Source organism: Verrucosispora sioxanthis (genome assembly GCF_010560025.1).
In the GTDB taxonomy this organism is placed as follows: Bacteria; Actinomycetota; Actinomycetes; order Mycobacteriales; family Micromonosporaceae; genus Micromonospora; species Micromonospora palythoicola.
Window position 1 is genome coordinate 161,201 of the sequence record NZ_SAIY01000013.1, and the last position, 18,321, is coordinate 179,521.

16 protein-coding genes, 1 tRNA gene and 1 pseudogene are annotated in these 18,321 nt (G+C 71.8%); 10 read left to right on the top strand and 8 right to left on the bottom strand.

Annotation, left to right across the window (positions count from 1 at the left end; translation table 11 throughout):
* Window positions 1-82: 82 nt before the first annotated feature.
* Window positions 83-1,501 carry a GGDEF domain-containing protein gene (locus ENC19_RS27985; RefSeq protein WP_164450044.1) on the bottom strand — a complete coding sequence of 473 codons (1,419 nt, stop codon included), beginning with the start codon at window positions 1,499-1,501 and terminating at the stop codon, window positions 83-85.
* A 188-nt stretch (window positions 1,502-1,689) separates the two neighbouring features.
* Between ENC19_RS27985 and ENC19_RS27990 the strand changes: the two genes are divergently transcribed.
* From ENC19_RS27990 to ENC19_RS28000, 3 genes are all read left to right on the top strand, one after another.
* Window positions 1,690-2,469 (top strand): phosphodiesterase, encoded by a 780-nt coding sequence (locus ENC19_RS27990; RefSeq protein ID WP_164450045.1) that lies wholly within the window; start codon window positions 1,690-1,692, stop codon window positions 2,467-2,469.
* 89 nt (window positions 2,470-2,558) lie between these two features.
* Window positions 2,559-3,089, top strand: a complete 531-nt coding sequence (locus ENC19_RS27995) for a hypothetical protein (protein ID WP_164450046.1) — start codon at window positions 2,559-2,561, stop codon at window positions 3,087-3,089.
* Between the two features lie 174 nt (window positions 3,090-3,263).
* Window positions 3,264-4,178, top strand: a complete 915-nt coding sequence (locus ENC19_RS28000; RefSeq protein ID WP_164450047.1) for a hypothetical protein — start codon at window positions 3,264-3,266, stop codon at window positions 4,176-4,178.
* Window positions 4,179-4,306: 128 nt separating this feature from the next.
* Here ENC19_RS28000 and ENC19_RS28005 read toward each other — a convergent pair whose 3' ends face one another.
* The 3 genes from ENC19_RS28005 to ENC19_RS28015 all read right to left on the bottom strand — a co-directional run bounded on the left by ENC19_RS28005 (window position 4,307) and on the right by ENC19_RS28015 (window position 5,802).
* A complete protein-coding gene (locus ENC19_RS28005) occupies window positions 4,307-4,633 on the bottom strand; it encodes a zinc finger domain-containing protein (protein ID WP_164450048.1) in 327 nt (108 codons plus the stop codon).
* Between the two features lie 134 nt (window positions 4,634-4,767).
* Window positions 4,768-4,844: transfer RNA gene (locus ENC19_RS28010), tRNA-Pro, on the bottom strand.
* 64 nt (window positions 4,845-4,908) lie between these two features.
* Window positions 4,909-5,802, bottom strand: coding sequence for a metallophosphoesterase (locus tag ENC19_RS28015; protein WP_164450049.1), 894 nt, complete (start codon window positions 5,800-5,802; stop codon window positions 4,909-4,911).
* A gap of 25 nt (window positions 5,803-5,827) precedes the next feature.
* Between ENC19_RS28015 and ENC19_RS28020 the strand changes: the two genes are divergently transcribed.
* Window positions 5,828-6,283 carry a GatB/YqeY domain-containing protein gene (locus ENC19_RS28020; protein ID WP_164450050.1) on the top strand — a complete coding sequence of 152 codons (456 nt, stop codon included), beginning with the start codon at window positions 5,828-5,830 and terminating at the stop codon, window positions 6,281-6,283.
* A 111-nt stretch (window positions 6,284-6,394) separates the two neighbouring features.
* On the opposite strand, the gene ENC19_RS28025 is transcribed toward ENC19_RS28020, so the two are convergent.
* Window positions 6,395-8,854 (bottom strand): penicillin-binding protein, encoded by a 2,460-nt coding sequence (locus ENC19_RS28025; protein ID WP_164450051.1) that lies wholly within the window; start codon window positions 8,852-8,854, stop codon window positions 6,395-6,397.
* A 402-nt stretch (window positions 8,855-9,256) separates the two neighbouring features.
* Between ENC19_RS28025 and ENC19_RS28030 the strand changes: the two genes are divergently transcribed.
* Window positions 9,257-9,577 carry a WhiB family transcriptional regulator gene (locus ENC19_RS28030; RefSeq protein WP_155214342.1) on the top strand — a complete coding sequence of 107 codons (321 nt, stop codon included), beginning with the start codon at window positions 9,257-9,259 and terminating at the stop codon, window positions 9,575-9,577.
* Between the two features lie 47 nt (window positions 9,578-9,624).
* Here the strand turns inward: ENC19_RS28030 and ENC19_RS28035 are convergent, their stop codons facing one another.
* Genes ENC19_RS28035 through ENC19_RS28045 form a run of 3 tightly spaced genes read right to left on the bottom strand, consistent with a single transcriptional unit; the run spans window position 9,625 to window position 12,430 of the window.
* A complete protein-coding gene (locus ENC19_RS28035; protein WP_166459225.1) occupies window positions 9,625-10,776 on the bottom strand; it encodes an ArsA family ATPase in 1,152 nt (383 codons plus the stop codon).
* Window positions 10,777-10,829: 53 nt separating this feature from the next.
* Window positions 10,830-11,807 carry an ArsA-related P-loop ATPase gene (locus ENC19_RS28040; protein WP_164450053.1) on the bottom strand — a complete coding sequence of 326 codons (978 nt, stop codon included), beginning with the start codon at window positions 11,805-11,807 and terminating at the stop codon, window positions 10,830-10,832.
* Window positions 11,808-11,833: 26 nt separating this feature from the next.
* On the bottom strand, window positions 11,834-12,430 hold the full coding sequence (locus tag ENC19_RS28045; RefSeq protein WP_164450054.1) for an Rv0361 family membrane protein: 597 nt from the start codon (window positions 12,428-12,430) through the stop codon (window positions 11,834-11,836).
* A gap of 325 nt (window positions 12,431-12,755) precedes the next feature.
* On the opposite strand from ENC19_RS28045, the gene ENC19_RS28050 reads away from it, so the two are divergent.
* From ENC19_RS28050 to ENC19_RS28070, 5 genes and pseudogenes are all read left to right on the top strand, one after another.
* The gene (locus ENC19_RS28050; RefSeq protein WP_164450055.1) at window positions 12,756-13,250 is read left to right on the top strand and encodes a hypothetical protein; all 495 of its coding nucleotides are present in this window, start codon (window positions 12,756-12,758) and stop codon (window positions 13,248-13,250) included.
* Window positions 13,251-13,294: 44 nt separating this feature from the next.
* The gene (locus tag ENC19_RS28055; protein WP_013736319.1) at window positions 13,295-13,450 is read left to right on the top strand and encodes a DUF4177 domain-containing protein; all 156 of its coding nucleotides are present in this window, start codon (window positions 13,295-13,297) and stop codon (window positions 13,448-13,450) included.
* Window positions 13,447-13,917, top strand: coding sequence for a RidA family protein (locus ENC19_RS28060; protein ID WP_164450056.1), 471 nt, complete (start codon window positions 13,447-13,449; stop codon window positions 13,915-13,917). The genes ENC19_RS28055 and ENC19_RS28060 overlap by 4 nt, the downstream gene beginning before the upstream one ends.
* 112 nt (window positions 13,918-14,029) lie before the next feature.
* Window positions 14,030-14,857, top strand: a complete 828-nt coding sequence (locus tag ENC19_RS28065) for an MBL fold metallo-hydrolase (RefSeq protein ID WP_164450057.1) — start codon at window positions 14,030-14,032, stop codon at window positions 14,855-14,857.
* Window positions 14,854-18,321, top strand: a pseudogene (locus ENC19_RS28070) (adenylate/guanylate cyclase domain-containing protein); the annotation flags it as partial. The gene ENC19_RS28065 and the pseudogene ENC19_RS28070, both read left to right, overlap by 4 nt.

Consider the following 18,321-nt stretch of genomic DNA (forward strand, 5'->3'; position numbering starts at 1 on the left):
AAGTTGTTGTCGTGCGGGAGCGCTCTCCGTAGCAATAACTTCATGATCAACGGGGCGGGGCGGGGTGGGTGGGGTGGGGTGGTTAGGCGGCGGAGAGGTGGACGCCGTCGCGGCCCTGGCGTTTGACCGCGTAGAGGGCCTGGTCGGCGCGGCGCAGGGCCAGTTCAGGTGGTTCGCCGGGGCGGGGGAGGGCCACGCCGACGCTGATCGTGCGGCCCACCCGGCGGGCCGCCTCGGTCAGCCGTTCGGCGACGCGTACCGCCTCCTCGGGGCGACTCACCTCGATCACCGCGACGAACTCGTCCCCGCCGATCCGGTACAACTCGTCGCCCTGGCGCAGCGCATCCTCCAGCGCCCGGGCGAGCCCGATCAGCACCCGGTCACCCGCCTGGTGGCCGTACGTGTCGTTGACGGTCTTGAAGCCGTCCACGTCGATCGCCAGCAGTGCGGTGCGGCCCGGGGTCACGGTGGCGATCCGCTGCCCGAACGGACCGGTGTGCCGCAGCCCGGTCAGCGGGTCGGAGCTGGCCTGCTCCCGCAGCCGCTCCAGGGTGCGTAGCCGGTCCAGCAGGCCCCATGCCTGCCCGGCCAGCAGCTCCAACAGGTTGACCGTGGTCGGGTCCGGCCGCAGTAGCCGCTCGTCGGCGACCAGCAGCACCCCGCCGCGTTCCGGTGGCCCGAACGGCACCGCCACCAGGGTGCTGACACCCACCCGGACCAACGGCTGATGCTCGTCGGTCGGTGGATGGCCGGCCTCGCCGAGCGTGTAGCCGGCTCCGTAGCGGTGGGCCCGGTCGATGATGCGTCCGATCGCCGGGGCGTCCAGCCCGGCCAGCTCGGCGCGCATCCGGGTCTCCAACTCACCCGGTGCGACCGTCGGGGCACCGAGTCGCGGCCCACCCCGGCCACCGAGCAGCAGCACGGCGGCGGCGAGGGTCGACACGTCCCGGGCCGCCGCGATCGCGGCCGTCATCAGCTCCCACTCGGTGGTGGCGGCGGTCATCGCCGAGACGTGCCGGAGCAGCTTCTCGCTGCGGCTCTCCGCCGGTCCACCGAGCGCCGAGATCCGGGTGCCGAGGCGGGCGGCGACCTGTTCGGCGACCACCTGCCACGAGACGAGGTCGGCCGGCCCGGTCCACTGCAGGTCGAGTACGCCGATGGTCCGGCCCGCCGGGTTCAGCACCGGTACGCACACCTCGGCGGTGACGTCGGGGCGTACCGGGATGTGTGCGTCGTCGACGGCGACATCCGGGACGACGGCGGAGCGCCCAGCGGTGTAGACCCGGCCGACGATGCCGGCGTCCGGCGCGACGGCGGCGAAGACCTGCCAGGACCTGGTGGCGGCGACGCAGCGCAGCCGGCCGTGCACGTGCAGCAGGACGGCGATCGTGGCGGGGGTGTGCCGGGCGAGGGCGTCGACGGCCGCGTCGCAGACCTCGGCGACGGTCGACGCCATGGGCAGGCGGACCGTGACGTCACGGATGACTTTCTGGTGATCCACTCGCACGTCGTCCCAGGTCGGATCCGATCCCGGTGGCGCCGGGTCGCGGATCAAGCGTACTCACGCGGAGCTGGGAGCCGGCTGTGGTCGTACACATGTGCTATCCACAGGGTGTGGACACGGCCGGTGGGGCCACGCGCGGGGTGCGGCGGCGATAGCGTGGGGATCCCAGGTCGAGTGGAGGCCCGATGCTCATCGCCCACCTCAGCGATCCGCACCGGACCACCGGCGTCCTCGGTGCCGAGCCGGCCGCTGGCCTGCACCGGGCGCTCGGCCGGGTGCTCGCGCTGAACCCCCGGCCCGACTGCGTGGTCATCACCGGCGACCTGGCCGATCACGGTCGTCCCGACGAGTACGCCGTGCTGCGCGAGGTGCTCGGGCGATTCCCGCTGCCGGTGCACCTGGTCACCGGCAACCACGATGACCGGGAGTCGCTGCTCGACGCCTTCGGCGGCACACCCTGGCTGGGCGGCGGGTTCTCCGCGCACTACCAGGTCGATTACCCCGGGGCGACAGTGGTCGTGCTCGACTCCCTCGTCCCTGGCTCGGACGGAGGGCGGCTCGGCGAGGAGCAGCTCGCCTGGTTGGACGGGGTGCTGGGGGCACGCCCCGACGTGCCGGCCGTGGTCTGCCTGCACCATCCGCCGGTCGAGGTCGGCATCCCGGCCGCCGACGCGATCCGGCTCGCCGACGGCGCCGAACTCGCCGAGGTGCTGCTCCGGCACCCCCACGTGGTACGCGTCGCCGCAGGCCACCTGCACCGTCCGGTGACCGCGACCTTCGCCGGCACGGTGCTGTCGGTGGCTCCGAGCACCTGGCGACAGTGCACGCTGACCATGAGCGACGACGAGCGGATCGGGTGGGTCGCCGAGCCGACCGCGATGCTGCTGCACGTGGTGTCCCGGTCGGGCTGCGTCACGCACACCGTCCAGGTGAGCCACACCGCCGGGATGACCTGCGGCTTCTGACCATATTCGAGGCAGCACACACCTGCACAGCCCGGACTCGCCGCAGCCGGCCTACGGTCGCTGCCGGCACCAGATCCGGATCACTATCGTTGAGTGATGAGCGTCTTGGTGATCCCGAGCGGTCCGGCCGGGCCCTCGCGGCGGGACGGACGATCCTCGTGCTGAGGCGGATCGTTCCGGTGCTGGTGGCGAGCCTGCTGCTGAGTACGCCGGTGGTGACTGCCACGCTGGTCGGTGACCTGACCGGTGATGCGGCGCGGCATTTGGCCGCTGAGGGAGAGCCGCTCGACTATGCGGTGGAGCCGGTGAGCCTGGGCGTGACCGGCGATCGGTTGGTCGCCGTACTCGCCGGTGTGCTGGTGATCGTGTCACTGGTCCTGCTGGTCCGCGCGACCGCCACCCGCACGCTGGATCCTCGTTGGTGGACGGTGCTGGTGCCGCTGGTGCTCGGGGGTGTGCTGATCGGTCTCTCCTGGCGGATCGTGACCGCCGGGGTGATCGGAGCCAACATCGGTGCCGGTCTCGTCGTCCTCGCCGGTGGGCCGGTGCTGCTTGTTCTCCTGGTCGCCGCCATGGCGCAGGCATTCCGGGTGCGCCGGCGTCAGCGCATGATGGGTTGAGTGTCGACGGCGTCGCAACCTGCCAATACGGCCGCGCCGATGTGTCTCGACCGTGGACAAGGTGGTGAGTAAGGCGCACTTTGTCCGTTTGATGCATTCATGGGAGGATTTGCGGTTAAGGTCGGCTTGCCCTTCCCGAGGGTCGGGAGGGCTTGATCGATTAGAGGCCAGAACGTGACTGAAACCCGGCGAATTTCCGCCACCGCAGCGATGGCGATCGCCGTCGGTGCCGCAGTGCTGTCAAGTGCAACCCCGGCACTCGCCGCCCCCGGCGACGCGAGCGCCCGAGGCGTCGTGATCGACCTGTCCGCAGCCGTGGCTGGCGTACCGGTGATCACGGCCGACGCGGTCATCGGAAGTGTGACCGCACCGGCCGGCGGCGGCACGGACACCGACACCGCCCTGGCGATCACCATCCCGGGAGCCCTGGGCGTGACCGCCTCGGGCACCGTCGTCGAGGTGAGCGCCACCCGAGGCGAGACGGCCTCGTCGGCCAACGCCGAGATCGCCGACCTGGCGCTGGCCATCCTCGGGACCCCCGTCATCGACGCTGAGGCGATCACTGCGACGGTCAACTGCCCGCAGACCGGCGCGCAGACGGCCGACACCACCCTCACCGGGCTGGAACTTTTCGGCACGCCGGTCGACCTGCTGCCGAACACCCCCGGTGTCACCGCAAGCACCGCCGTCACGGTCGCAGGCCTGACCGACGCCGAGTTGGAGGCGACGCTGACCAGGGTCGAAACCGTCACCGACGACGGTGCCGTCGCCATCGCCGTGCAGGCGACCCTCCGGTTGAGCGGTACGATCATCGGCGGGCCCCTGCTGGACATCCCCGTCGGCACCGTCATCCTCGCCGAGGCGCGCTGCGAGCGCCCGCTCGGCCCCTCGCCGACCCCGACCCCGACACAGCCGACCGCGTCGCCCACGGTTGGGCCGACCCAACCCCCGACGGTCAGCCCTGTGCCCACCCTTCCGGTGACGGGCAGCGAACCGACGCAGCTGTGGTGGCTGTTCGGCGTCGGAGCCGCGATGGTGGCCCTCGGTGGTACCGCCACCCTGATCCTGCGTAGGCGCAGCATTCAGTGAAGCATGGGATTCGCATTCTGCAGTAGCACCGCGAGGGGTTTCCGGTCGGTCGGCCGGAAACCCCTCGCTGCTCCGGTGCGGTTCAGCACCGCCGCGTCAGCTGCGTCGTGCAGGCCGAGGCAGAGCCCTCAACGCAGCGGAGACGGAAGCGGCACCTCTCCACTGAACGCCTTCGCCGCCAACTCGACGCGCTCCGGGTGGCAGGCGCGGTCTCCGAGCGGGTGACTGGCCACGTTGATGCAGCGTTGGCCGGGCAGGGCGTCGCAGATCGGGCACTGCAGGAACAGGCCGCCCGACGGCACCAGATCGACGCCCTGCGCCAGCGCGGCTCTGCCGATCTTGATTATTGCCTGGTAGAGGGCTTGATCCTGGTGGCGTGCGGCGGCGTTGGCGACATCCCGCATCCCTCCCCAGAACAGGTTGCGGGCGTCAGGCTCGTCCACGTCGATGCGCATGACCGCGCATCCCCGTCGACCCATGGGCCAAACCTGACCTCGGAAACTCGCCGTGCTCGATACACGGGTCGGCGATGACGTTGTCACGCCCCAAAAAAGTGGGGCACATCCAGTGGCTGGATGTGCCCCTCACCTGGTCGGGGTGGCCGGATTCGAACCGACGACCTCTTCGTCCCGAACGAAGCGCGCTACCAAGCTGCGCCACACCCCGAGGCGTGCCGACAAATAGTAGCCCACCCGTCCCGGGGCTCAAACTCGGTACCCCGGTGCGGCGGTCAGCGCGGGATCAGCGTGAGCAGGCTGGCCTCCGGTGGGCAGGCGAACCGGACGGGGGCGGTCGGGTGAGTGCCGAGCCCGGCGGAGACGTGCAGCCAGGAGTCCGACCCAGGCCAGCGGTGCAGGCCCTTCGCCATCGACCGGGGCAGCCCGCAGTTGGTCACCAACGCTCCCACTCCCGGTACGCACACCTGACCGCCGTGGGTGTGCCCGGCGAGCAGCAGCCCGAAGCCGTCGGCGGCCATCTCGTCGAGCAGCGCCGGCTCGGGCGAGTGGGTGAGCGCGATGGACAGGTCGGCGGCGGGGGAGATCGGCCCGGCGACCGAGGCGTAGTCGTCCCGCTCGACGTGCGGGTCGTCCACGCCGGCCATGTCGATCGCCCGGCCGCCGGCCTTGACCGTGGTCCGCCGGTTGTTCAGGTCGACCCACCCGGCCCCGACGAGCACGTCACGCAGTTCCTCGGAGGGCAGCTCGACGCCCTCGGTGTACTCCCGATCGGGCAGGAAGTAGGTGAACGGGTTCTTCCAGACCGGCCCGGTGTAGTCGTTCGAGCCGAACACGAACGCCCCCGGGTAGTCGAGCAGGGGTTGCAGGGCCCGCAGCACGCCGGGCACCGCGCCCGGGTGCGCCATGTTGTCCCCGGTCACCACCACCAGGTCGGGGTCGAGCGCGGCCAGCGAGGCGACCCACTGCTGCTTGCGTACCTGGTTGGGGGTCATGTGCAGGTCCGACAGGTGCAGCACGCGCAGCGGCTCGGTGCCGGTCGGCAGCACCGGCACGTCGAAGCGGCGGAGGGTGAACATGTTGCGCTCGACCAGGGAGGCGTACGCCAGAGCGGCGGCACCCGTCGCGACGGTCGCGGTCGCGAGCCGGAATAGTGTGCGCTTTCGCATGCCGATCAGGGTAGTTTGACCGTCCATGAGCACGCTGAAGGACCGCCTCACCGCCGACATGCGCGCCGCCCTGAAGGCCCGCGACGAGCTGACCACCTCCACCCTGCGGATGGCCTTGGCCGCCGTGGGCACCGCCGAGGTCTCCGGCAAGGCCAAGCGGGAGCTCAGCGACGACGAGGTGGTGGCCGTGCTGACCAAGGAGGCCAAGAAGCGCCGCGAGGCCGCCACCGCCTTCGCCGACGCGGGCCGCGCCGAGCAGGCCGCCAGGGAGAGCGCCGAGGGTGAGGTGTTGGACCGTTACCTGCCGAAGCAGCTCTCCGACGCCGAGCTGACCGCGCTTGTCACGCGGGCGCTCGCGGCGGGCGGCTTCACCGGCAAGGCCCAGATGGGCCCGGCGATGAAGGCGGCCCAGGCCGCGGTGGCCGGCCAGGCCGAGGGAGGCCGGGTGGCCGCCGAGGTACGCCGCCAACTGGGCCTCTGAGTCCTCCCAGCCGACAATCCGGCCCGCCCTGCTGACGGCGGCCCGGGACACCACACGAACGGGCGGGCACCCCGCGAGAGGATGCCCGCCCGTTTGAGCGCTGCTGGCTGGTCAGCCGCCGGGTCGGTCCGGCGGCCGGCCGGGATTGCTGGGCGGGCCGGAGGGCGAGCCGTTGCCGGGACGGTCGTTACCGCCGCCGTTGTTGTTACTGGGCTTACCGGCGCTCACCATGATGGTCACGATGCCGCCCTTGATGGTGCGACCGCTGGGGCTGGTGCCGGCGGCGGTGCCGGCGGGGCAGTCGGAGGTGACCCGGCTGCTGGAGACGATGGGTTCGAAGCCGGCACCGGAGAGGCGGGACTTGGCCCGGTCGAGGTCCAGGCATCCGACGCCCGGGATGGTGCGCTGGTCGCCCAGCGAGATCTTCTTACCGGGCGGCTCGAAGTCGATCCGCTTCTTGCCATCCATGGCGTCGCGCAGCGTCTCCCAGACCGGCGGGTTGATGCCGTCCGGCTGGTTGTGCTTCATCTTGGCGTTGGTCTGCGGCCAGTCCGGATCCGCCATGATGCCGGCCACCGCGTACTGCTTGGTCATCGCGACCAGGGCGGCGCTCTTCTCAGAGTCGGTGGTGCCCGACTTGCCGGCCACCGGAGCCTTGACGATGTACTTGGTCTGGGCCGCCGTCCGGCTGCCGCCGCACTTGCTGGTGGAGGAGTTGTCGCCGACCGGGCAGCGGGCCGCGTCCACCGCGGCCCGGGCCACCTCGGTGCTGATCCGCTTCTCGCAGCGTGGGTTGGCCACGTCCAGCTTGTTGCCGTCCAGGTCCCGGATCTCCTGCACCGGGATCGGCTCGCAGTACTTGCCGTCGGCGGCCAGGGTGGCGTACGCGTTGGCCAGATCCAGCGGAGTCACCTGCGAGACGCCCAGGGTGAACGCGCCCCACTGGTGCGCGGCCTCCTTGCTGTCGGCGAACTCCGCGTCCTTGCTCTGCCGGAACTGGATGCCCAGGCGCTTGGCCACGTCCACCACGTTCTCCGCGCCGACCTGCTGCTGCAACGGGACGAAGTACGTGTTGATCGAGGCGGAGAAGGCGCTCCACATGTTCTGCACGCCGCCGGCCTTCTTGCCGGAGTTCGTCGGGCAGTAGAGGTTCGTGCCCGGACAGGCGGCGGGACTGCTGCTGTCGATGATGTACTCGGACTTGAACTGCTGCGGCGCGTTGAAGGTGTAGCTGAGCGGGATGCCCTTCTCCAGCGCGGCCACGATGGTGAAGATCTTGAAGGTCGAGCCGCCCTGGTAGCCGGTGATGCCGTCGCCGCCGGTGAGCAGCGGGTTGACCGTGTTCGGATAGTTGCCCCGCTTGCCCTTCTCGCGCTGCTTCGGGTCGCTGTGCGGCTTGTTCTTGGGCTTGTCGGGGTTGTCGAGCTTGAAGTTCCGGTTCACCGACAGCGCCCGGACCCGACCGGTGCCGGGCTCGACCACCGCCACCATGGCGGCCTCCTTGGCGGTCACCGGCTTCGCCCTGCGTACCGCCTTGTCGGCGCCGGTCTGGGCCTGCTTGTCCAGGGTCGTGATGATGGTGTAGCCGCCGCTCTTGAGCCGCCGCTCCCGGTCGTACGAGGTCGACCCGAACGTCTCCTGCGACATCCACCAGCGGTAGAAGTAGTCGCAGAAGAAGCCCCAGGCGTTCTTGTTGGTGGCGACGCAGCCGTTGGGGGCCCGCTTGCCCTTGACCACCAGCTTGACGGCCTTGGCCTCGTCGGCCTGCTGCTGGGTGATCGCGCCGGTCTTGACCATGTTGTCGATCACGTAGTTGCGCCGGTCGACGGCGTGCGGGTAGCCGTCCTTGGTGGTCGGATCGAACGAGGTGGGGGCCTTCACCAGGCCGGCCAGCATGGCCGCCTCTTCGATCTTCAGGTTCTTCGGCGGCTTGTTGAAGTAGACCTGGCTGGCGGCGTAGACACCGTACGCGCCGTTGCCGAAGGCGGCGAGGTTGAGGTAGCGCTCCAGGATCTCGTCCTTCGACATCTCCTTGTCGAGCTGGAGTGCGTACCGCATCTCGCGCAGCTTGCGGGCGCTGGTGTCCTCGGTCGCGGCGATCACGTCGGCCGGATGCGTGGCCGAGTACGCGATGCCCATCCGGACGTACTGCATGGTCAACGTCGAGGCGCCCTGGCGGTCGGCGCCGGCCTGGCTGTTGTTGACGAAGGCCCGGGCCACGCCGTTGAGGTCGACCCCGTTGTGCTTGTAGAAGTCGTGGTCCTCGGCGGCGATGATCGCGTTGCGCATGTTCTCCGAGATGTCGGCGAGCTTCACGTCGCGCCGGTTCTCGTCGTACATGGTGGCCAGCGGTGTCTTGCCGTCGGAGGCGAGCAGGTAGCTGATCTGTGGTGCGCGGGCAACGGTGAGCTCCTTCGGCAGCGCGCCGAAGGTCTCCGCGCCGGCCTTCGCGGCCAGGCCCGACATCGCCACCGCGGGGAAGGCCGCAGCGGCGACCACCACGCCGGCCAACAACCCACAGATGAGTAGCGATGCGGCGTTGGTCAGGACGTTGTGGTCACGTTTCCGCATCCAGGTCACCTCGACAGGGTACGCGAACAGGTAACGAGGGGCGCCGGGGCGTCTTTTCCCCATTTCCTGCGCGCGCCGTCCTCGTTGTGCTAGACGCGTGGCACCGGGTGTCCGGTTGCGTGGATTCGAGCCGAGTCTCCTCCGTACGGAGGCGACCCGCAGCGTTTTTGCCGACCTCGGTGGGGTAAGCGGCTGTCCCAGGCCCGAGAGGCCGGGGTTGTCCGGAATGATGGATTTCGCCGACAACGTTGCGTAACCAGGCGACTACAGAGCATGATGTAGGCGGCGACAGTGCCACATGTCGTCTGTGCCGCCTTGGGGTAAGGCGTGCCGGACGACCCGGGGGGATTGCCGGCTGGCCCGCGACGGCGTCGGTAGTACAGCAAGGGGGGACGTGTACAGATGGGCATGATCACTGACTGGCCGTCGTTGGCGGCGTGTCAGAACGGAGACCCGGACGCGTTGTTCGTACAGGGCGCCGAACAGAACGTGGCCAAGCGGATCTGCCGGAGCTGCCCAGTCCGGTACGAGTGCCTGGCCGACGCGCTGGACAACCGGATCGAGTTCGGCGTGTGGGGCGGCATGACCGAACGGGAACGCCGCGCACTGTTGCGTCGCCATCCCCAGGTCACCAGCTGGCGCAAGATGTTCGAGGCGGCGATGAAGAAGAACGCCAAGGACAAGGCCGGCAAGGACAAGATCCTGGCCGCGGCCGGCAACTGACCAACCGGCACGGTCGGCCCGCGGCTTCCGGCCGAACCGGCTGCGGGTCAGGGGTGGCCGATCGCCGCCGCGATCGTCCGTAGCCCGTCGACGTCATGCACGTCGGCGGGCTGCGCCGTCACCGACACGGTCGGCACCTCTGGGAACGCGTCGGTGAACCGTGCCGCCACCTGCTGCTCACGGACCGCCTGTTCGACCAGGGCGGCGTGGGCCCGCAACACCTCGACGGTGCCCTCGTGCCCACCGGACGTGGCCAGCCGGTCAGCGGCGGCGCGGCTCTCCGCCGCGCCCAGCTCGGCCACCGCCGGCTGGTGCACCCGGTTGAGCACCAGGCCGGCGAGCGGCATCTTCTCCGCGCGCAGCCGACCGGCGAAGTAGGCGGCCTCCCGGACCGCGTCCGGCTCCGGCGCCGCGACCAGCAGGAAGGCCGTCTCCCGGGCCTGGAGGATGCGGTACGTCTGCTCGGCACGCTGCCGGAACCCACCGAACATCGAGTCGAGCGCGGCGACGAAGCCGGACAGGTCGGTCAGCAGCTGAGTGCCGATCACCTTCTGCACCACCCGGGAGAACATCCCGAAGGAGGCGGTGACCAGGCTGAACATGCTGCGACCACCGGTTCGGGCCGGGGCGAGCAGCAGCCGTAGCATCCGCCCGTCGAGGAACCGCGACAACCGGGCCGGTGCGTCGAGGAAGTCCAGCGCCGAGCGCGACGGGGGAGTGTCCACCACGATCAGGTCCCACTCGCCCCGGGCGTGCAACTGGCCGAGCTTCTCCATCGCCATGTATTCCTGGGTGCCGGCGAAGGTGGAACTCATGGCCTGGTAGAAGGGGTTGGCGAAGATCTCGGCCGCCTTCGCCGGGTCGGTGTGCGCCAGCACCACGTCGTCGAAGGTGCGCTTCATGTCCAGCATCATGGCGTGCAGTTCGCCGCCGCTCTCCTCGACGTCGATCCCCTTGACCTGCCGCGGCGTGTTGTCCAGCTCGGTCAGGCCGAGGGACTGGGCCAGGCGCCGCGCCGGGTCGATGGTGAGCACCACCGTGCGGCGGCCGTGCTGTTCGGCGGCGCGCAGCGCCAGCGCGGCGGCCGTGGTCGTCTTGCCCACCCCGCCCGCACCGCAGCACACCACGATCCGGGCTCCCGGGTCAGCCAGGATCCGGTCGACGTCCAGCGGCGGCGCGGCGTTGTCGGAAGGCACCAATCGAGCGTATCGGGCTGACCGGCTCCGCGCGCCAGGCCGAGGCGAGGTGTGCGTCAATCACCGTGGACGAGCGCGGCGGCGAGCACCTCCAGGCCGGCCCGGTCCACCCCGTCGGGCAGCAGCGGCAGTTCGACCAGGGGCACGCCCAACTCCACCAGGTCGGTGCGGAGCGAATCCTCCAGCTCCCGGCGGATCATGAGGTCCCGCGCCTCGTCGTGCAGACCGGTGACGATGCTCTCGGCGGCCGGCAGTCCCGCCGCGCGCAGGCCCCGTGCCAACTCCGCCTCGGTGACCACCTGCGCGGTCGGCAGCGGTGCCCGGGTCCCGTTGACGATCACCCGCCCGACGTGGAAACCGAGCGAGGTCAGCTCGGCGATCGCGTCGACGGTCTCCTGTACCGGCATCTCCTCGAGCAGGGTCACCACGTGCACGGCGGTCATCGGTGAGCGCAGCAGCGCGGACACGCCCTCGCTCTGCGTCTTGATCGGTCCCACCTTGGCCAGCCGGGCGGTTTCGGCGGTGACGTTCAGGAAACGCCCGATCCGACCGGTGGGTGGCGCGTCCAGCACCACCGCGTCGTACACCCGCCGCTTGTCGACGGTGCGGGTGGTGGCCTCCTTGACCTTGCCGGTGAGCAGCACGTCGCGCAGACCCGGAGCGATGGTGGTGGCGAAGTCGATCGCCCCGAACTTGCGTAGCGCCCGGCCGGCCGCGCCGAGCTTGTAGAACATGTCGAGGTATTCGAGCAGCGCCTCCTCGGCGTCGACCGCGAGCGCCGACACCTCGCCACCGTCGGTGGCGTCGGCCAGGTGCCGTTCGGCGTACGGCAGCGGTTCGGTGCCGAAGAGCTGGGCGATGCCCTGCCGCCCCTCCACCTCCACCAGCAGAGTGCGCCGACCACCGGCGGCCAATCCCAGGGCGAGCGCGGCGGCCACGCTGGTCTTGCCCGTGCCGCCCTTGCCGGTCACCACGTGCAGACGGGCGGGCCAGTCGATGCCGGCCCGGTCGTTCGGTCGCTGCGCTGCTCCCACCCGTCGAGCCTATCCATCCGGCGTGCTCAGGCGACCTCGCAGACCCACCAGCCGGTCTTACGGATCACCGTGAAGCGCAGGTCCTGGTCGGCGATCTTCTCGTCGGCGGTGGTCACGGTCACCGTGGTGGTGACGGTTGCCCGGTCGCCGGTCTCGTTGTCCACCGTCGGGGTGTCCCAGCGGAACCGCGGGTTCTGGTAGGTCGCGACGTACTCCTCGACCTCGGCCACCTTCGCCCGGATCTTGTCCTGGTCGCGCGCGGCGGTGCAGACCAGATCCGCCGCCTTGGCGGCGTCCCGGTCCTGGTAGACGGCGGTCAGGAAGTCGTCGACGGCGACCGACGGATCCGGCGCCCCCTCGCCCGACTCGGTGTTGCGCAGGGTGAGGAACGCGGCCACGCCGCCGCCGGCGCAGAGCAGCAGCACCACCACCAGCGTGAGCGAGGCCAGCAGTGGGCCCCGCTTACGTGACGGTCCGGTCGGTGCGTGCTGCGGCCGGTACCCGCCCTCCGGCGGCCCGGGCGGCGCATCGTGGCCGGCGGCCGGCGGCGGGGACTGGGCCGGTGAACCGGCCGGCGGGAGGTCGGTGGGGCCGGTCGGGCCGCCGACGGGTGGCTGGGTCATCGGTCCCCCCGGGTGCGGCGCAGCACCGCGTACCGGCGGTGTGCGTGGGATCGGGTGGCCGGGCCGGGCGCCCGTCCAGACGGGAAGGGTAGCGGTCCGCGGTGCCGCTGCGGGGAGCCCGGTGTGTCGGGTACGCGGATCGCGATCAACTTTCCGCTGGTCGGGTGTCGCAAATGTGACCGAAGGCGATCGGGCACGCGCGTCCTGTTGATGGGACCGGGGTGGCGGTCCTACGGTCGCTCCGGCACGCTCCGGTCCGGACCGGGCGAACGGGTTCCGGACCGGTGGGCGGCGCCGTGACCAGGTACGACGCCCGGAGGCAGTCATGCGCGACACGGACAACACCCCCCGAGCCCAGTTCCCCGCCGGGCCGCGCCGGGGCAGCCGGACCGCTGGCGGAGACCCCTCCGGCCGGCTACCGGTCAACGAGCGGTCGTACCGGCGTCCCGTCGACCCGGTCGCCGGTGCCGAGCCGGCCGGTGGGCGGGAGGAGGACGGCCCCGGGTACGTCATCCATCTGCCCATCCGGGTGACCGACCTGGCCGCCGCCACCGCGTTGGCCGGTCGGCTGGCCACGTCGCTGAACTTCCTGCTCGAACTGGACGCCGGCGAGACCGAGGTGTCGACCGCCGACGACCAGAACAACCGGCACCGGGTCTTCTGTGACCTGTTGCTGCCGGACCGCACCCGCTGTCCCCAGCCCTACGACCATGCCGGGCCCTGCGGCGAACTGCCCACAGCGCCCGAGCAACGGACCGCACCCGAGCAGTGGCCCGACGCTGAGCAGCGTCCCGCGCCCCGACCGGCCGGTGGACCGTAGGCTGTGTCCCGAAGTGTCCGTGCCACCGAGGGAGCCCTCCACCGATGCAGAAGTGGGAATACGCCACCGTCCCGCTGCTGGTCCACGCGACCAAGCAGATCCTCGACAACTGGGGTGAGGACGGCTGGGAGCTCGTCTCCGTCGTCCCCGGGCCGAACCCGGAGCAACTGGTCGCCTACCTGAAGCGCCCGAAGGCATGAGTGTCGTGGCCAACGGACCACACGCCAGGCTGGCGGAGCTCGGACTGGAACTGCCGGAGGTGGTGCCGCCGGTGGCGAGCTACCTGCCGGCGGTGCAGTCCGGGCAGCACGTGTACGTCTCCGGGCAACTGCCGATGGTCGAGGGCAAGCTCCTGGCCACTGGCAAGGTGGGTGCCGGCGTCTCCGCAGAGCAGGCCAAGCAGTTGGCCCAGCGCTGCGCCCTCAACGCGCTCGCCGCGATCGACTCGCTCGTCGGTCTGGAGAACGTGGTGAAGGTCGTGAAGCTGACCGGCTTCGTCGCCAGCGCCTCCGGCTTCACCGGTCAGCCAGGTGTCATCAACGGCGCCTCGGACCTGTTCGGCACCGTCTTCGGTGAGGCCGGCCGCCACGCCCGCTCAGCCGTCGGCGTCGCGGAACTCCCGCTGGACGCGCCGGTGGAGGTCGAGGTCATCGTCGAGGTCTCCTGACCCTCCGCGATCTTGCAGTTTCCGCCCGGACGAAGACCCCTAACGAGGACGAATCGGGGACCGGAACTGCAAGATCGCGGAGGTGCGCTCGCGGAGTCGTACGATCGCAGCCATGGGAGGGCATGTGACGGGGGCGGTGACCGCCCTCGCCAGCGAACTGCCGGACTGGGTGACACTGCTGCGGGCACCGAATCCGGGGCCGATGACGCTCGACGGCACCAACACCTGGCTGCTGCGGGCCCGGCCCGGCGAACCGGCCGTAGTGGTCGACCCGGGGCCGGCGGACGAGGCGCACCTCGCGGCCATCGTCGCGCAGGGGCCGGTCGGGCTGGTGTTGATCACCCACGGCCATCCGGACCACACCGAAGGCTCGGCGCGCCTGCACGCCCTGCTCGACGGAGCCGACGTCCTGGCTGCCGACCCGGCGCACACGATCGGCGGTGTGCCGCTGACCGGCCCGGGACAGGACCTGGCCGGCTTCGGCCTGGACATCCGCCTGCTCGCCACCCCGGGGCACACCGCCGACTCGGTGTGCTTCCTGGCCGAGCGGGACGGCCAGCGGCTGATCCTCACCGGTGACACGATCCTCGGCCGGGGCACCACCGTCGTGGCGCACCCCGACGGGCACCTCGGCGACTACCTGACCAGTCTGGAACTGCTCTCGACGTACCGGGGAATGCCGGCGTTGCCCGGGCACGGCCCGGCGCTGGCCGACTGCGGTGCCGCCGCCGACTTCTACCTCGCCCACCGCCGTGCCCGCCTCGACCAGGTCCGGACGGCGCTGGACGCCGGCGCGCGAACCGCGGCCGAGGTGGTCGCCGTGGTCTACGCCGACGTGGACCGGTCGCTGTGGTGGGCGGCGGAATGGTCGGTACGCGCCCAGCTCGAATACCTCGGCCGGGAATCCGACGGCGGCGACGCGAGGTTGGATCCAGCGTGACCTGCCCGGTGTGCGGAACCGTCGCCGTGCCCGGCGCCCGGTTTTGCCACAACTGCGGCGCCGCGCTGCCGGCCGCCGCCACCCTGCCGGCCGCCGAGCGCCGCGTGGTGACCGTGCTCTTCGGCGACCTGTCCGACTTCACCTCCTGGTCGGAGGACCTCGACCCGGAACGTGTCGGCGCGGTCACCGACCGGGTCCTGGCCGCGCTGGCCGGGGCGGTCAAGACCTTCGGCGGGCACGTCGACAAGCTGACCGGTGACGGGATCATGGCGGTGTTCGGCGCTCCGGTGGCGCACGAGGACGACGCCGAGCGGGCCGTCCGAGCCGCCCTGTCCATGCAGCGGGCGGTGCGCCGGGTGCTCGACGACGAGCGGGGCGGCGGTGCGCCGCTGGGACTGCGGGTCGGGCTCAACACGGGCGACGTGATCGCCGGCATCCAGGCCGCCATCGAGTACACCGTCATCGGCGACACGGTGAACACCGCCGCCCGGCTGGCCGACGCCGCCGCCGTCGGCGCGGTCTACGCCGGTGGCCGTACCGCCGCGGCGACCCGGCACGTCGCGAGTTGGCGGGCGCTGCGGCCACTGCGGCTCAAGGGCAAGCGCGAGCCGGTCGAGGCGTACGAGCTGCTCGGCCTGCTGGACGCGCCCGGTACCCGCTCCGGTCTTGGCGACGAGGCGCCGTTCGTGGGCCGGGAGACCGAGATCGGCCGGGTCGCCGGCCGGCTCGCCGAGGTGATCGACCGTACCGAGCCCCGGGTGTTGCTGATGACGGCCGAGGCGGGCATCGGCAAGTCCCGGTTCGCCGCCGAGGTGGAGCGCCTCGCCGCCGGCTACGACGTCGGTGCCGGCCGGTACGCCGCACACACCGGTGCCCGGGTGCTCTCGGTGCGCTGTGCGGCGTTCGGCGAGCGTCGCCGGCTGGCACCCCTCGCCGACCTGGTACGCGCCGCGACGGGGTTGCCCAACGACGCCGCGACCGCGGTCACCCGGGCAGCCGTGGAGGAACGGCTGCGTCGGCTCGGACAGCGGCTCAGCCGTACCCGCGCCGAGCCGGCCCCGGTCGCCACCGACCAACTGCTGGCCCTGCTCGGATACGCGGAACTGCCCGCCGGTGGCCCCACCGACCAGGGTGAGTGGAGCAGTGCCCAGCCGCCAGCCGACGTCGACGCGGTGCCCAACGCGGTGGCGGACCTGCTCAGCGCGCTCGCCGAGGAGGCGCCGCTGGTGGTGATCGTGGACGACCTGCACGACGCCACCGCGGAGACCATCGGCGCGTTGGAGATCACGCTGTCCCGGCTCGCCGGGCCGGTGCTGGTGCTGCTGCTCGGTCGACCCGAACTGGTCCGTACCGCCGGTACCCTGGCCCGGGTCTCCGACGCCGAGGTGCAGCCCCTGCCGCCGCTGCGTGGTGCCGACGCGGCCCGGCTGCTGACCAGTTACCTCGGCGGCGGACGGTTGCCTCAGGCCGACGCCGACCGGTTGCTCGCCACCGCCCAGGGAAATCCCTTCTACCTGGCGGAACTGGTCACCCTGCTGATGGAGCGCGGTGCGCTCACCGCCGGGGCACGCAACACCTGGCGGCTGGCGCCCGGCTCACTGGGTAGTCGCCTGCTCTCCCGGGATCTCGCGGCGGTGCTCGCCGCCCGGATCGACGCCCTGCCCGCCGAAGCCCGCTCGGTGCTTCGGGACGCCGCGGTGGTCGGCGACACCGTGCCCGACGGTGCGCTGGAGGCGTTGCGGGAGCAGCGCACCGGCCGGGACGGCCGCCCGGCCGCCGTCGCCGCCGTCGAGCTGGAACGGGCCGTGGAGGAGCTGCTGCAACGCCGGATGCTGCACCGCACCCGAAACGGGTACGCCTTCGCCACTCCGTTGATGCGGGAGGCCGCGTACTCCGGGATCAGCAAGGCGGAGCTGGCGGAACGGCACGCCGCACTCGCCCGCTGGGCGGCTCCGGCGACCGAGACCGCCGGTCCGGGCGGCACCGGGGCCGGACCCGGCGGTTTCCCGGAGGGTGCCCGGGACGACTTCGTGGCCGAGCACGTCGAGCGGGCCACCGCGCTCGCCGACGCGGTCACGCTACGCCCGGACGCCCCGGCCCGGGCGGTCGCGCCGCTGGGCGTGGCGGCGCTGGGCCGGGCCACCCGACGGGCGTTGCACGCGGGGAGCCGGCGCTCGCCGTCGAGTACGCCGAACGCGCCGCCGAGCTGGCTCGCGACGGAATACCCGCGGTCGACCGGGTGGCGCACGCCCGGGCCCTGCTCCAGGTCGGCCGGGCGGGCGACGCCCTGGCCTCCGCCGAGAAGATCGCCGCGAACGCGGGATCCGGCGACGCGGGCCAGCGCCCTGCTGCTCGCCGGGCAGGCCCAGCAGGTGATGGGCGACCTACGGCGGGCCGAGTCCTGTTGGCGGGAGGCGCTTCAGGTGGCCGGCGACGCCGACCTGCCCACCCTGCGCGCCTCGGCGATGCGCCGGCTGGGCATGACCGACTTCCTGGTGGGCCGGCTGGGCCAGGCCAGCAGCCGGCTGGCGGCGGCGTACCAGGTGAGCCTGGCCGCAGGGGACCGTCGGGGACAGGCGTGGTCGTTGCAGAACCTGGCCTGGGTGACCACCACCCGGGGCGACTTCGCCGGCGCGGATGCGGTGCTCGGTCGGGCCGCCCGCCTCTTCGCCGAGCTGAAGGACCCGTACGGACGGGCGTGGCTGCGCGGCACCACCGCCTTCGCCCGGCTGCTCGCCGGTCGGCTGCGGGAGGCGCGCCGCCTGGCCCGGGTCTTCCTGCCGTTCGGTGAACGGGTCGGTGAGGCGTGGGCGGTGGGCACCCTCCGGGCGGTCGACGCGTACGCCAACGCCGAGCTGGGGGAGCTGGTCGACGCCGACCGGGAGGCCCGTCGGGCGTACCGCGACTTCGCCGCCGCGTCGGACGACTGGGGTCAGGGCTTCGCGCTCGTCGTCCGGGGGGTGGTCGCCCGAGGGCTGGGCGAGCCGGAGCACGCCGCGGACCTGCTCACCGACGCGCTCGCGTACGGCCATCGGACCGCGCATCCGCTGCTGACCGGGATGGCCGGCACGCTGCGTGGCTTCGTCTCGTTGGAGATGGGTGACGTGGCCGCCGCCGAGCGGGACGCCCGCGCGGTGCTCACCACAGTGGAACCGCACAATCCGCAGGCACCGGCACAGGTCGCCCCCCGGGTGCTGCTGGCCACCGCCCGGTTGGCTGCCGGCGACTCCGCTACCGCGGTCGGCCTGCTCGCCCCGGTCGCGACGATGGCGGCCACCACGCCGTCCCTGCTCTTCTCCCGCCGGCAGTCGATGGCGCGTTACGCCTCGGCCCTGCTCGCCCATGGCCAGCGCGAACAGGCGTTGGACTGGGCCCGTCGGGCGGTGCGGGTGCAGGCCGAGGACGTCCGCAGTCAGGTGATCGCGGCGAGCGTACTGGCCGAGGCACTTGCCGCGTGCGGGCGG

Bases quoted from the DNA above. Each gene is read 5' to 3' on its own strand.
- ENC19_RS27990 (WP_164450045.1), top strand. From the start codon at position 1,690: ATGCTCATCGCCCACCTCAGCGATCCGCACCGGACCACCGGCGTCCTC.
- ENC19_RS28005 (WP_164450048.1), bottom strand. From the start codon at position 4,633: ATGCGCATCGACGTGGACGAGCCTGACGCCCGCAACCTGTTCTGGGGA.
- ENC19_RS28015 (WP_164450049.1), bottom strand. From the start codon at position 5,802: ATGCGAAAGCGCACACTATTCCGGCTCGCGACCGCGACCGTCGCGACG.
- ENC19_RS28020 (WP_164450050.1), top strand. From the start codon at position 5,828: ATGAGCACGCTGAAGGACCGCCTCACCGCCGACATGCGCGCCGCCCTG.
- ENC19_RS28025 (WP_164450051.1), bottom strand. From the start codon at position 8,854: ATGCGGAAACGTGACCACAACGTCCTGACCAACGCCGCATCGCTACTC.
- ENC19_RS28030 (WP_155214342.1), top strand. From the start codon at position 9,257: ATGGGCATGATCACTGACTGGCCGTCGTTGGCGGCGTGTCAGAACGGA.
- ENC19_RS28045 (WP_164450054.1), bottom strand. From the start codon at position 12,430: ATGACCCAGCCACCCGTCGGCGGCCCGACCGGCCCCACCGACCTCCCG.
- ENC19_RS28050 (WP_164450055.1), top strand. From the start codon at position 12,756: ATGCGCGACACGGACAACACCCCCCGAGCCCAGTTCCCCGCCGGGCCG.
- ENC19_RS28055 (WP_013736319.1), top strand. From the start codon at position 13,295: ATGCAGAAGTGGGAATACGCCACCGTCCCGCTGCTGGTCCACGCGACC.
- ENC19_RS28060 (WP_164450056.1), top strand. From the start codon at position 13,447: ATGAGTGTCGTGGCCAACGGACCACACGCCAGGCTGGCGGAGCTCGGA.
- ENC19_RS28065 (WP_164450057.1), top strand. From the start codon at position 14,030: ATGGGAGGGCATGTGACGGGGGCGGTGACCGCCCTCGCCAGCGAACTG.